We start from the raw sequence: 14,039 nt of genomic DNA, 5'->3' as shown, positions 1-14,039 counted from the left end.
AAGCCTGCCTGGAGCAACGCCTTTACCCACTCTTGCTGATACTTGAGCAAGTCCGCCGGTTGCAAGCTCAAATATAGGGCGCTACCGACTGCCACTGCCGCAACGCCAGCAAGTACCAAGCTACCCAATCGAGTTGTGTTCATTAGCTTCTCCTCTAAGTTCAAAGCCGGCTCAGATAGTTGAGCTTAACTAGTTTTTATATAAGTCTGCATAACAGCAGGTCTCCGTATTAGCGGAAACTCTTTTCATGCCCTTGACTTTATTATCTAGTTGTATGAGCTGTAATTTTACAGGGTATAAAACAGCATGACTTCATCCACTCCTGTTTGATGTGTTACTAAAAGTGAGGGATTATTTCAATATCAATGGGGAGAGGGATTTGTCAGGAAAATGTTCAATGCAGAAACAGTTACCATCCAAGTACTCGCAAATGCAACTACTCATACCAGTGAAAGAAGAGAGGGTAGGAAATCGTTAAGGAAGGACAATAGGTGCTGATTGATATAGTACTGATATTATTACTACTATAAAAACAATAAATGTTGTTGCAAGTTTACTTACTCTAACTTAAAGGTAATGCTGGTTATCTGACGATGATGACAGGAATAGTACTAAGCTTCGGGAGTTCTAGGATGCTTGACCTTGCCGTTCCTAACCTACTCCAACAGGAAAGATGTTTCTCTACAGGACCATAACAGACGTTCAGGATTTCAACATCTTGAGATGCTCATGGATAAGGTTTTGCCCTAAATTGAATGTTGGTTGTCAGGCATTGGAAGTTTCTCCCTGATCAAGCAGCGGTGAAGTGAAAAATAATCTGCAATTTTTGAATAATCTTCACTCTGACGGACTCCCCCCTATAGACGAACCTAAGAGCAGGGTTCCTTAATCCTAAGTTTTTATCCTGCTACCTTTTTTGAGACGTAAAAAAACAAGGTCTCAATTTTCCCTTGCTTTTTAAATATACACATGATATTTTTCATACACAATATCAATAATCACAATCTATTGTTCGCCACAGAATACCATTTAATAGGGGGATATAATGAATCTAACAAATCATGCCAGCTGCAGAATGAACCAAAGAGCTATTAGCAAGGATATTCTAGAGATCGTTTTATCACTTGGAACCTTTAAAAGAGCCAACGGTGGTGCCGAAAAAGTTTTCTTTGGAAAAAAACAGAAGCAAGCGGCCATAAGCGACTTAAAACGAATAATCCACGTTTTTGAAAAAGCGGAAAATACAAATGTGATTGTCGCTGACGGAGTAATCCTAACCACATACAAATCTAAATAAATATAGAGATCACCATGCCCAAAAAAAGTCGTACTGAATTGTTGTCACCATATAACAGTATTCCCAGAAAATTGAGTCTCGATTATCTTTTGAGTTTTCCAGACTATAAAGAAAAACAAAAAGAAGGCTATCCACTGCGAACCGAGGAGGAACTTAAAAAAATTTCAGACAAGTATTCAAAACGAGAAGGGGCAAAAAATGGAGGTATAACATTTGAGGAAATAAATGAAGAACAAGGAAAAAAAAGTCCGATAATCAAACTCAAAAAGCCTACTTTTCGAAAATATATCCAAGATGGTCTTTTACCTAAATCCATTGGTTATACGAATGTTGAAAATAAGAGAATGGCTCTTTTCCCAAATGATATTATCACTCACATCAACTTCCTTTATTATTTTTATCAAGTTGCTGATAGTAAAGTTATCAAGGCATTCGAATCAATCGATAATATTGATCCAGAAATTACATTTCTTGACGCTATTGAAGCCCATTCAGAACAAACGACCCTTGAATTGGCTATTTCGTATTATTGCAGTGTTGGTGATCCTAATATTATTGGCGTCGTCCAGGAAATTTTTGCCAACAGACCAGAGGAGATGGAAAAAATTATCGACAGTATAAATAAAATAGAGGAAACATTTCGTGAAGGTATGAATGAGTTAACTAGTTACTTAAATAGTAACACCATCAAGTTTTCAGACCTCAAAAAGGAGTAAAGCTCTATGGAATCTGATGGCGTATAGATTAATAATACTCCTGAAAACATGTTGCAAACAACCATCGGACAATGGAAAAAAGGAGTTCATGTTGACTGATGGGATTGGCACATATACTCTTCCAGAAAGCCAGCTCCACAGTATGTTCATAATCACTTTTTAGACTTTAAAATTCGCCAAGGTGCTCAAATGAAAGAACGTATAAAAAACATATTAAGTAATCTCAAAAATGTTCAAGAAGATTTGCTGGCATTGTCAGATGACTTGTGGTTGGAGATTGATCACAACGACAATGAGGCTCTTACCAATGGAGCTCGATTCAAATCTGAATTTAATAAAACCAACAAAGAGTTTTCTGATATAGCCAATTCTTTATCTGAGTTGATTCAAAACCATACAAACACGCCACTTTACCAGCAAGTAGAAAGCAAAGAAAAACAATCGTCTTCCATAGAGAATGAGCGCATAATCAAAGCATTAAACAACAAGGAGCCGCATAACTTAACAGAAGATTTCAAATATAAAAGGCCCTATGGCTTCGTTCTTACTGGGACTCCATATACAAACAAAGTAACTTGGTCAGAGTTATATATCCAGCTTTGCACTCATCTTCTGAATACTGATCAAAAAATCTTTAACTCTCTAGAAAGCAATCAGGATCACATCTCCAATCGTAACAACAAATACTTCTCAAGTAACCCCAGTGATCTAAGAAGTCCACAAAAATGTGGTTCTTCCACTTATGTGGAGATGAACCTTTCAGCCAATTCAATCCGTGATAGTATAAAACGATTGCTGAAAACGTATAATATTAACCATGCTGATCTTTCCATTTACCTACGGGAAGATAGGGATGCATAACCTTTCGGCCTTAATAAAAACCTACAATTAATCTTGTTCTTGAATCGTTACCCCGTCGACTTCACCGAATTTTGTCGAAAAATGGAGTAATCTCAGAGTTGAGATTCAAAGAATATCTACCTCAGAGGTATTGAAGCGCAGCTGATTTTTTTGTTCAAAGACAATTTCAGTGACAGAGTTTAGCAGTAAACATTATCCAGTTCGAAGATTTCGGCTCCATCTTTTCCCTGCCTTTTAATACTATTCCTGTACACCCTGTGCCTTTGGTCGAAAAATGCGGAACCACACCCCGTGCCACATTATCAACTCCTTCTAGACCACTACTTCATAAACCATAATTCCCCATCGAATCTACTGTCTGCATTGTTGCTCTCTTGTCATGTCCCCGCCCCTTTATGATTGGAAGCAGTCTACAAAGACTGGGTGCAGGTGAATTGAACCAAGAAAACGACAAGAGTTGGGAGCAGTAGCAGGAATACGGGATGTGGCTGTTGGCTTTCAGGAACATTTGCACTCTTAACAGTCAATTATACACCTATTACTGTGTAGTTTATTACTACTATCCTACACTGAAGAATCGGCCAAAGTCCAATTTTGCGACCTTGTCGAAGGTGACTGGTGCCCATGTTTGCTCAAAGCGTAAGGTCTTGTAATTACGTGCTATTACACTATTGCTCCACTTCTGGGACAGTAACTGTTACAAAACTTGTTACAGTGTAATTACATTATCAGGTAACCTGTTACACACACTGGTCAACTCCAAGGTTGCCGGTGCCATCCTTTCATTCCACTCAAGACTTAAAGTGCCTCTTGTTTCAATGCTATAGCGATGGAATAGGCGCTGCTATTCATCGAATATAAAATTGAAATTAAAGATGAGCGGTGGTACATTCTCATCTGTTTGATTTGACATAACAAATTGCGTATCACGATGTGGTGCAAATTTTTCATGGATTACTGGGTGCGACCTACTTGATACAGTCGAAGGGTACCAACACCTCTGAGGTATTTCGCAGAAGTACCTAGTCTATTGGTGAGCTAACCCTATAGCATCAATAATATGAGTAGCGGAGCCAATCTCCAGGAACAATAATGACAATCTTTTCATCCATCCTTAAAAACAAAAAGCTGGTTGGCAAACTAGCCTTTATTCCATGGGGTCTGCTTTTCGTCGGACTTTCTATCCATCTAGCATTTGCTGGCAACACACAACTTGACTCATTCTCAAAAGCTAAAAAATACTTGTGGCAAATCTATTCTGACCACAGAGTAACAATATATTGTAATGCTGATTTTGACTCTAAGAAAAGGGTTAATCAGCCACGCGGTTTTGTGGCGAATAAATATAAAAAGCGTGCAGCAAAAATCGAATGGGAACACGTTGTCCCTGCTGAAAACTTCGGTCGTACTTTTTCGGAATGGAGAGACGGAGATCCTCGGTGTGTGAAGAAAGATGGTGAAAGCTTTAAGGGGCGGAATTGTGCATCCAAGGTAAACATAGAATACAGACACATGCAGTCAGATATGTACAATCTCTACCCTGCCATAGGGGCTGTTAACGCTTCTCGGAGCAACTATAATTTCACTATGTTGCCAGCAGCTAACTCCTCATTTGGCAGTTGTGATATGAAGATTGATAGCAGAAAAGTACAGCCACCAGAGGCTGCAAGAGGACGAATTGCTAGGACATATAAGTACATGCAATTTAGTTACCCTAGATATCACATGAGCAAACAACAACAGAAGCTCATGGATGCCTGGGATAAAATGTACCCTGTTTCAGAATGGGAATGTACCAGAGCGGAGAGAATTAAGACAATTCAGGGTAATGATAATCCTTTCGTATTGGAGCACTGCCGATAAGATGAACAAGTCTATATTTAGTGGAAAAATTTTGACTGCAGACGTGGCATTTCCTTAGAGAAAATAGCGCTACCCGCTCCTGATGTTTCCTGAGTGTCGACAGAGCCTCCCTTTTAGTTGTGCAAGCTGGACACCACATAACTTGTTTCTAGGATAATCCAACAATATCTTTTAACTTTTCAACTTGCCATATGGATCTGAAGTTAGGTGTTAATTTCAAGCTAGAGGCTTGCCAAATCCTTACTGCACTGAATTAATTTTCAGTCTTCTTATGGAAAAATGGAACGAATTCTAAAATAGAAACCTCGTCTACTTTGCCATGAAAGGTTCACTTTGCACCTAATTCTAGAAATTGCCCAAGTCAGAAAATTGAAATATCAAAAATAATTACAAAACGAGAGATCTGGTCTCCCCTGTTGCCGACCAACGGCAAACAGTGGGAAGCATGAAATAACGTATAAACTATAAATCCAATCCTTAAATGGAGATCTAAAATGTTGGGTTTAAAAAGATCCATAACGGGCAAACAGTCAAGCGGTGTTTATGCTCAATATGCCAATATTTTTGACAAATTAGATGTTCTTAAGACGGCCAAAAAATTAGATTTAGTGAAAAAAGGTCAAATAACTGGACAATCCAATAAACCTGCAACTGAAAGCCAATCAAACGATGAAAATGAAAACAGAATTATAAGCATAATTGAAGAGGAAAAAGATAAAAGCTATGAAGAGGCCATTAAGTGGTTCTCAGCTTACCATGAACGCGTCAAATCATTGGGTGTTGATGTCAATATAAATCAACTTCAAAAAGGTGAGAAGAAGATCACTACAGACATAAGGGCAGTACTTAATACCTTAAAAGATAGTACTCTGTATAAACTTCAAATTGATATTGGGAAAAAAAAGCGTGAACTGAACGAATTTAGGAAGAATAATTTGCTTACTCGCGAGCCACGCTATAGTGACTCTAAAGTGTGGGGTATTAGTATAATAATACTTATTCTGGCCATTGAAAGCTCTTTAAATGGGTACTTTTTTGCACAAGGGCATTCTCTCGGATATTTAGGAGGCATAACTCAGGCCACCATTATTTCAATTGCTAATATAATTTTCAATAGCTGTTTGCTTGGTTGGGTAGGCTTACGACAAATAACTCACCAGAGTGTATGGAGAAAGTTACTTGGCGTTAGCTGCCTTTTGGCACTTATTGCCTTTGTGCCAACATTTAATTTGTTTGTTGCTCATTATAGACAAGCATTTGTAATGCAAGTGACTGAGCCTGGCATGGCGGCAATAGAAACATTCAAATCTTCACCTTTCCAACTCTATGATTTTGACAGCTATTTGCTGATCCTTATGGGCGTATCTGCATTTTTAATTGCAACTATTGATTTGTGGAAAATATATGATCCTTATCCTGGCTATGAATTTTTAGATCAAAGGCTTAATAAACTAAAGGACCAGTATGTCGATAACAAGGCGTTCTTGGTTGAAGAGTTAACCGCAGAACGGGATAATGGTTTTTCTGAAATACAGCAGGCTTTAGTAGAGCTCACATCAAAACAAGAAGATTACAGAATGTTAATCTCAAAGATGGAGCATTTAAAATCTCAGCTAGTACCACATTTTGCACGACTGGAACAATCTGCTAGGGAACTTCTAGCGATATATCGAGAGGCAAATGTGTTAACGAGGGACACTCCACCTCCAGCTCGTTGGCAATGCGAATATGAATTAGCTGTTTTGGAAACTAATTCCCTCCATATGCCCACAGTTCATGATGTTAGTCAAATTGTGGAGATGGCGCAGGAGGCACTGCCCAAAATGATGGCTGCTATCAATGATGAATGTAGTAATGCGATAGATAAGCTTGAGCTACTAGGAACTATAAATGACAAGGCACTCTGGCATGAGACAAGTTAGCCGTAGTAGACGACCTCGAGGATCGAGTAAAAACATATGGGGCGGCTTGATTATTGTGGCTGTCTTAGTTGGCTTTATTGGTGTTGGTTTGACTACTTTTTTCTTGAACAGCAAGAAAACCACATTAGACCCATTGACACTTTGCCCCTCGAGTGGAGTTGAGAGTAAAACGGTTATATTAATCGACCGAACGGACCCTCTTGATGAGATGCAACAACGGGAGTTAGAAATTTACCTAAGAGATATTAAAGCGTCAATTCCAATACACGCTTCAATTAGTATTTATGGAATGGATCAAGCTGAATCTAAAATGCTCGAACCTGAAATATTTGTGTGTAATCCAGGTGATGGTAAAAATATATCACCGTGGTTAGCAAATCCAGCGCTCATTAAAAAGATTTGGCAAAAAAAATTTTCGGATAAATTAGATTCAACTATAGCTCGATTAATGGAACCTTTAGAAGTACCGAATTCTCCCATAATGGAAACGATAAAAACTGTATCAATAGCGGAGTTTATAGGGGAAAAAAACAAAGCCATCAAAAAAAGATTTGTTATTGTTTCTGACATGATACAGCACACCTTGTCTTATTCGCAATACACTCAATCTGCCGATTTTCAGGCATATAAAAGGAATTCTGCTTATCAACATCATCTAGCCGATTTGAATGGAGTAAAAGTCGAGATCATCTATATAAGGAGACACAATTCAAATAACGTTCAAGGTAAATCTCATATTCAGTTTTGGCAGCAGTATGTGCATTCAATGGGTGGCGTTTTAATCAAAGTTAAAAGCATAAATTAATAAAGGAATCTAAATTACCATGGCGACCTTAGCACATAATACTCATGGCGGACAATATGTTAACCGTCTCAGCGATTTTGCTGATAAATGGCTTTTTGGAATTTTTGTTTTAACAGGAGCCGTAGCTATTATTTTCCTAAAAGCCCTTAATATTTCCGTGTTTTACACATATTCACTGCCCGTTGGGTTTATGGCGTTTTACGCTTTCTGGTGCTATCGTTCATCGTATTTCAAACTTCGACTCGATAAAGCTGGCGACAATCTTTACTATTTAGGTTTTTTATATACCCTTGTCAGCTTAGGCGTCTCTCTATCTCAAGCAGCTAAGTCGGTTGATGGTCAAGAAGCTATAATAGCGAATTTTGGAATAGCGCTAGTGACTACAATTTGTGGCGTTGCTGGTCGAGTGTTTTTTACGCAGCTTAGAGATACTCCGTTTGAAGTTGAGCAGGAAACCGTTAGTTCACTGACAGAGGCTGCACGTCAATTGAAAGGAGAACTGAACGCAACTTTAAGTGATTTTAGTACTTTTAGAACTGCACTGCGTCAATCTGTTGAAGAATGGGAAGTCGAATGGCGTGCTGAAAGGAAGTCTCAATTAAAAACTACAACCGAAGCAATAAATGACAATATAGCTTTGGTAACAGAGAGAGAAAAAAAAGTTGCTGCAGCAATGCAAGACCTTACTCAAAACCTAAGTTTAGTGAGCGAAAAATTAGTAAACATAGATCTCTCTGAAGATCTATTAAAAGACCAATTAGCGCCACCTGTAGAAGAATTGCAAATATTTTTGCAAGGATTCGCGACTTCATTTCAAGGAAAATTGCAAAATATTAATAATTCAGCTGACTCTTTGGTGGATTTTGTAAAAAAAGAAACGTCCTATGCAGATGCAATAACCAAGCTGGAAGAACATAGCACTAAACAAATAATGATGTCTAAAAACATGACGGTTGACTTAACTAATCATCTAGAATCATTTGGTGTCCTTGTAAACAGTGAAGGAGAAAGGATTGAGATACAAACTGAAGCGCTGAATAAACAGCTCAAGAAAATAACTGATACTTACGAGTTTTTGGCAAATCAAGCAGGAGAGAAGCAAGCATATCTCAAGAAAATTAATGACGATATAAGTGACCATTTAACTGATTCTCACCAGACCTTGATGGACGCCATTTCCGTCCAAAACCAGATGTTGAAAAAAGTCTTAATAGAAGACTTGGACAAGTATGCTAAAGTCGTTCCTCAGCGCATCAAAGAAATCGCGAAGTCTAGTGTTTCACTAGATGAACTGACAAAAAGTGAAACATCACTCGCAAAAACAATTCACGATCTTAATGAACATGGACAACAGTTAATCACTGATTCTAAGGGTAACATGTTGACAATAACTAGCGATATTGAAAAGTTCGGACGCATGATGCAGACTCAAAGTATCAAGTTAGATAAACAAATGGCTAATACCGAAACGCATTCCATAAAAATGCAGACCTTGTACGAGACAATGGCCACCAATATGAAGAGTAATAACCAGCGACTGGATGACAACGTGAACAATCTTAGTAATAAACTGAAAGAATCATATTCCACGTTAATGAAAACAGTACAGCAGCAAAATATCATTGTTCGACAATTAGCCGAAGAGATGCAACAGCAAAAAGTGACTTCTGTTCCGCTGAACGAGAAATCTAAAAGACTATTTGGTTTTGGAAACAGAGGATAGCAGGTCAACTAATTGTTAAGTAAATAATGAACACTCAACATGAAAATATATTATATCGTAGAGGAATCGTCTTAGGTCTGACGATGGCCGAGGTTGTCATTCTTATTACTTTCTGTCTACTACTGCTTTTAGCCAATATTGTTGGGAAGAAAAATGATGAAATTAAAAATCTCAAAGATGTAATACAACAAAAACAAGAGCAGTTGGAAATACTGGATAAAAATCCAAACTTAGCTGCTGACTTGCAGAAACTGTATAGGGCGTTAGATAAAGATTCGTTCGACGATGCTTTTAAAGAACTGGTGTTAATTCAAGAAAAAAACAAATCTTTAGTCACGGAACTGAAGAGCTTACAAGAAAAAGTGAAGGGTTTGCAGGGAATTCAAGAAATGCTCCGAAAGAATGATTTATCCTTCGATGACGCAGTAAATATTGTAGAGTCAGTCCAAGAGATTAAAAAAAAATCACCTAATTTACTTCCAGACCAAAAGGCCATTTTCGATCTACCTAGTAAAATCTTGAAATTAGAAGCGGAAATAATAACGAAAAACAATCGAATGGCATATCTACAAAACAAGTTAGAACGTATTGGAAAGGGAACTGAGAAACCTGCTTGCTGGGCGACGCCTTCTGGTAAATCTGAGTATATTTTTGAGATGGCTCTGACATCGAATGGCATAATAATACATGACAATGAGCTGCCGCATCGAACTGTTGAGCAGGCAGAGTTACCTCTCGATTCTGTGGATTTTAGTAAAACACTAGATAACCAAACCTTTAGAGTTGGTACTCAGGCACTATATGACTGGAGCAACAAAAATGAATGTCGATTTTTTGTTAAAGTTTTTGATCAAACAAAACAGAATGAAAAGTCTATTTACAAAAAAAGACTTCGAGTCGTAGGTGAGCATTTTTATTATTTTGAGCCAACAGGTGAGACTTCCCCTTGGCTGTCTAAATAGAGCAAGCATTCACGGTGAACATGTGAATGTTTGATATGAAAAATTTGTTCAATGAGGAAATTCATCATTTTTCTAGGCAAGAACAATTTGCCCAGCAAGATAGCTTACAGATTGTTACCCATGTTTTTCGTCGGACTTTCTATCCAATCAGCATTTGCTGGCAACAACCAGATTGACTCATTTTCAAAAGCTAAGAAGTATTTAGGGCAAATCTACTCTGACCACAGGGCAACAATATATTGTAATGCTGATTTTGATTCTAAGAAGAGAAGAGTTTGGCTATTTGCTAACTGGTGCTTTTAACATTCAAGATGCAAAGTTTACCCAGAATGAAGGCTCAGCGTGTCATCTGTTCGTTTCAGACTTTCTAATCTTCCAAACCCAATCAGGCAAGACTTCTAAACGTTTCTTATTGGCGTCAGAAAGTTTATTCTTTTTTTGTCTTTGATAACTTACCCAGTTTCCAAGCTTAAAGTTATCTTCAGTTACGTAGCCAACATGCACTAAGCAGTCGCCATTTGTGTGGGCATATTTCCTGAGATGTTCATACCCAATTTCCCAAGCTTCTTCGTGGGGGCTCCATACCCAACCAGGAAGACTTTCAAGCAGATGCAACTGCTCTTCAGTGAGTTTGCTTTTTGATGACCTTTGACTTTGCACCCACGTCCCCAAGTCACTACCATCCTCTGTCTTAAAGCTTCTACAGCCTCTAACACCCCTGCAGGTTCCATACTTTTTCACGTATGATTTTAGATTGTTGTAGCCTTTATTCCAAGCATCTTTCCTTGGATTCCATGACCATTTAGGTAGCGCTTCTAAAAGCTTTTTTCTTTCTTCAGGCAACTTGCCTTTGCTAAATGAGCCTCTTTGAGTGCTGACCCATTGCCCTAGCCTGAATTTTTCATTTCTCTTGTATGAGATTGGGACAAGACTATGACCATACTCTAGTACATATTTTTTAAGCTCATCGTATCCTTCATTCCAAGCATCTGAATAGGGATCCCAGCTCCATTTTGCCAACTCATTCAGTCTAACTATACGTTCTTTTGACAACTTTCTTTTAATGTAAGCAGATCTTTGGGTGACAACCCAATCGCCTAGTCGAAGACCATCCAATACCGTGCTTTTTGGTACACGTGTATGGCCGTTTTTGGATACAAATTTTTTTAATGCTTCGAAGTTCTCTTCCCATTGAGATGTCACTGCATCCCAAGTCCAGCTAGGCAACTGACTTAACAGTTTTGTCTTATTTTCATCGAGCTCTTTTCTTTTCCCTCGCTGTTTCCCTAACCATTTCCCAAGTCGGTATTTGTTCTCATAGACAAAAGCATCTGGAACTCTAGAGTCACCATATGTTTCGACATATGTCAGCAATATTCCATACCAGAAAAACCAAGACTCTGTAATTTGTTCAACTAAAAGAGACCTAATCCACTCACCAAATGTATTATCGACATATGCCGGTATATCTATGATCACCTTTGGTAGTCTTTTAGGGTTACCTTTTGGTACCCCAACCTTTCCCATCTCTGTCCTAATCTGGTCAAGCTCAAACGCCAACTCTTCATCATGAGCCTTGAGTGCGTTGAGCACCTCCCAGACAGGCTTGAAGTTGCTCTTCTCAATGGAAGTGATGGCATCCTCTCCCTGCTTGATAAACACAGGTAACACAATAGTCCCGTACTTCTTGTCCTGACTGAGGCGTATGGCTCTACCGACCGCTTGCACGATGTCTACCTGACTGCTTTTGGGGTCGATGAAAGCCACACCATCCAAGGAAGGTACATCGACACCTTCTGACAGACATTTGGCATTAGTCAGGATGCCCCTTTGGTTTTCACCAATAGCTTTCAACTGGTCGAGCTTCTGCTTACGCCTGTTGGTAGGCATTGCTCCTGACACATAGTCAGACCATAGTGAGCCTTCTGGCTTGTGCTTTTCGCTTATCCACCCGAGGGTCTGCTGTAGGTCATCCGCAAACTGTTTTGCGCGGCTGACTCTGCTTTGGAAGCTGATGATGCGTTTGAGGTCGTAGTCCTTGATGGCTTTGAGTAAGCCGATTTGTGCAGCCAGTGACTCAGCATCAGTCTCTTCACCATCCACAGGCTTAACTATCTCCCTGCGTTCAATCCATTCTGCAATGGTGGGGTCATCCACGCCGATGATTACCACTCGGTAATCCGTCAGCAATCCCAGCTTGATGGCCTCCGAGAATGGGAGCCTGTAGAGCACCTTCCCAAATACTGTCTCATCGTCCATACCTACCACTTCAACGCCACGGTCTGCTGCCGCTTTGTGGGATGTGATTGAGTAGGTGCGAGGTGTGGCAGTCGCAAAGAGTCTCTTCGTTGCTCTGATCCTCTGGCTATCCAGAACCATAGAAAAGTTGCCGGTGACCTTGCCAGCACACCTGTGGGCTTCATCAGCGATTACTAGGTCAAAATCTGGGATTGCCTCAAGAGATTGAACCTCGGCAAGCAGAGGAGATGACTGGTAGGTCGAGAAGACCACTTTGGGTCTGTCTCCTAGGAGGAAATTCCTGATCTCATCTGTGCTGGAGGTAACTGGGAACGCCAGGTCTGAAATGAAGTGGATTGTTTCATCTTCCCCTCGCTTGCCCACAGTCTGATCTGAGCAGACACAAAGCACTTCAAAAGAATGGTTGGCTGCAAACGTCCATTCCTTCAAGGTCTGGGACAAGAGGCTAAGCGAAGGCAATAAAACCAGCGTCTGCCTGGAGTTCAACCTTTCCTTGATCCAAAGGGTTGTAAAGGTCTTGCCTGTGCCGCAAGCCATGATCAACTGCCCACGGTTTACCCCTTGGAAGTTCTCTTCGGCTGCCCCTATAGCTTCTAGCTGGTGTTCCTTAGGGGAAGGCAGGGGGCGACGCTTGGTTTGGAACAGGTCTTTAAACCTGTCGGGGTAATCTATCTCAGCTGCTTCAAGGTTGGATAGCAGATATCGGACTACTTGCTTCTCTTGGGCATCACAGACTTGCCTTGCGTTTCCACCGATGCGATCTGTGGTCGCAATCAGGAGTCGCTTGGAGATGGAAGGACGGTTGGATTCACTGAGGAACTTGTCTACATCTTTCTTGGTGATGTTGTGCTCTGAGGAATAACATTTGGCTTGCACAGCCCATAGTTCACCATTGCGGTGCCTGAATAACAAATCGATGCCACAGTCGATCCCCCAACGATCGGGGTACTCATCCCAGAGCCAGACCTTATCAACTTGTGTAGCCCACCCAGGTTCGTTCTTCAGGAACCACTTAACGAAGTGCTCAAACTGCTTGCCCCGCTTGAATGGCTCAGAGTCAAATTTCCGCTGAAAAGCCAAGAAAGAGTTCAAGCTATTAGGTGGGGTGCGTGAGGTGATAAGTACTCGTTTTTTTCGAAAGGCCTAAAAAGTCGGCTCCCATGTGGGGCAGACACATCAAATTGACAAGTATAACCCGCTATCTTGACTTGGAGCAAGATTTTTTCCGTTTTGCCGCCATTCGAATGTTAACTAGCGCCGCCAGTATTCCAATTTCCCAAATTTATTGCATAATACTTGAAATTTAGGCAGCACGTCCCCAAAAAGTCAATATACAATTCTTCAGAGGTTCCTGCCATTACTTGGTGTTCTGTAATTTGTAGACTTAGTTTGACAGTCTTAAATACGATCAACGCTATAAAATTTATGATGTTTCCTGTTATGTTGCGAGTCGAGCTATCCTATTGAAATAATAATGTTTTTACGCCGAATTGTCCGAAAGCTAATTTGTTCTATCATTTCAAGATATTCCGCTATTTTTGGGAACAATTCTTCTTTCCCATGCAACATAACTTATATTGGCATTTCCTACTTATCCGCCAACCTTACGGAGTTCAGAAGTCCCCTAAAGG

General features: G+C 39.9%; 9 protein-coding genes. 8 read left to right on the top strand and 1 reads right to left on the bottom strand.

Going from position 1 to position 14,039, the window contains the following annotated elements:
• The first annotated feature begins 1,045 nt into the window (after positions 1-1,045).
• The 8 genes from JWH17_RS22100 to JWH17_RS22065 all read left to right on the top strand — a co-directional run bounded on the left by JWH17_RS22100 (position 1,046) and on the right by JWH17_RS22065 (position 10,149).
• Complete coding sequence (locus JWH17_RS22100; RefSeq protein ID WP_205224875.1) at positions 1,046-1,297, top strand: DUF4258 domain-containing protein; 252 nt, start codon at positions 1,046-1,048, stop codon at positions 1,295-1,297.
• 14 nt (positions 1,298-1,311) lie between these two features.
• Positions 1,312-2,013: a hypothetical protein gene (locus JWH17_RS22095; protein WP_205224874.1), complete on the top strand. Its 702-nt coding sequence runs from the start codon at positions 1,312-1,314 to the stop codon at positions 2,011-2,013.
• A 189-nt stretch (positions 2,014-2,202) separates the two neighbouring features.
• The gene (locus JWH17_RS22090) at positions 2,203-2,874 is read left to right on the top strand and encodes a hypothetical protein (protein ID WP_205224873.1); all 672 of its coding nucleotides are present in this window, start codon (positions 2,203-2,205) and stop codon (positions 2,872-2,874) included.
• Positions 2,875-3,966: 1,092 nt separating this feature from the next.
• On the top strand, positions 3,967-4,737 hold the full coding sequence (locus JWH17_RS22085) for an endonuclease (protein WP_205224872.1): 771 nt from the start codon (positions 3,967-3,969) through the stop codon (positions 4,735-4,737).
• Between the two features lie 494 nt (positions 4,738-5,231).
• Positions 5,232-6,659 (top strand): hypothetical protein, encoded by a 1,428-nt coding sequence (locus tag JWH17_RS22080; protein ID WP_205224871.1) that lies wholly within the window; start codon positions 5,232-5,234, stop codon positions 6,657-6,659.
• A complete protein-coding gene (locus tag JWH17_RS22075) occupies positions 6,646-7,464 on the top strand; it encodes a hypothetical protein (RefSeq protein ID WP_205224870.1) in 819 nt (272 codons plus the stop codon). Before JWH17_RS22080 ends, JWH17_RS22075 begins: the two co-directional genes overlap by 14 nt.
• Before the next feature lie 19 nt (positions 7,465-7,483).
• Positions 7,484-9,187, top strand: coding sequence for a coiled-coil domain-containing protein (locus tag JWH17_RS22070; protein WP_205224869.1), 1,704 nt, complete (start codon positions 7,484-7,486; stop codon positions 9,185-9,187).
• A 26-nt stretch (positions 9,188-9,213) separates the two neighbouring features.
• Entirely contained in the window at positions 9,214-10,149 is a 936-nt protein-coding gene (locus JWH17_RS22065) for a hypothetical protein (RefSeq protein ID WP_205224868.1), read from the top strand.
• A 345-nt stretch (positions 10,150-10,494) separates the two neighbouring features.
• Here the strand turns inward: JWH17_RS22065 and JWH17_RS22060 are convergent, their stop codons facing one another.
• Positions 10,495-13,488: a DEAD/DEAH box helicase gene (locus tag JWH17_RS22060; protein ID WP_205224867.1), complete on the bottom strand. Its 2,994-nt coding sequence runs from the start codon at positions 13,486-13,488 to the stop codon at positions 10,495-10,497.
• Between the last annotated feature and the right edge of the window lie 551 nt (positions 13,489-14,039).

Origin of the sequence: Desulfogranum marinum, assembly GCF_016918565.1 — a bacterium.
GTDB classification, from domain to species: Bacteria; Desulfobacterota; Desulfobulbia; order Desulfobulbales; family Desulfobulbaceae; genus Desulfogranum; species Desulfogranum marinum.
Note: the sequence above shows the minus strand (reverse complement) of the source record. Positions and strands in the feature narration are given on the sequence as shown.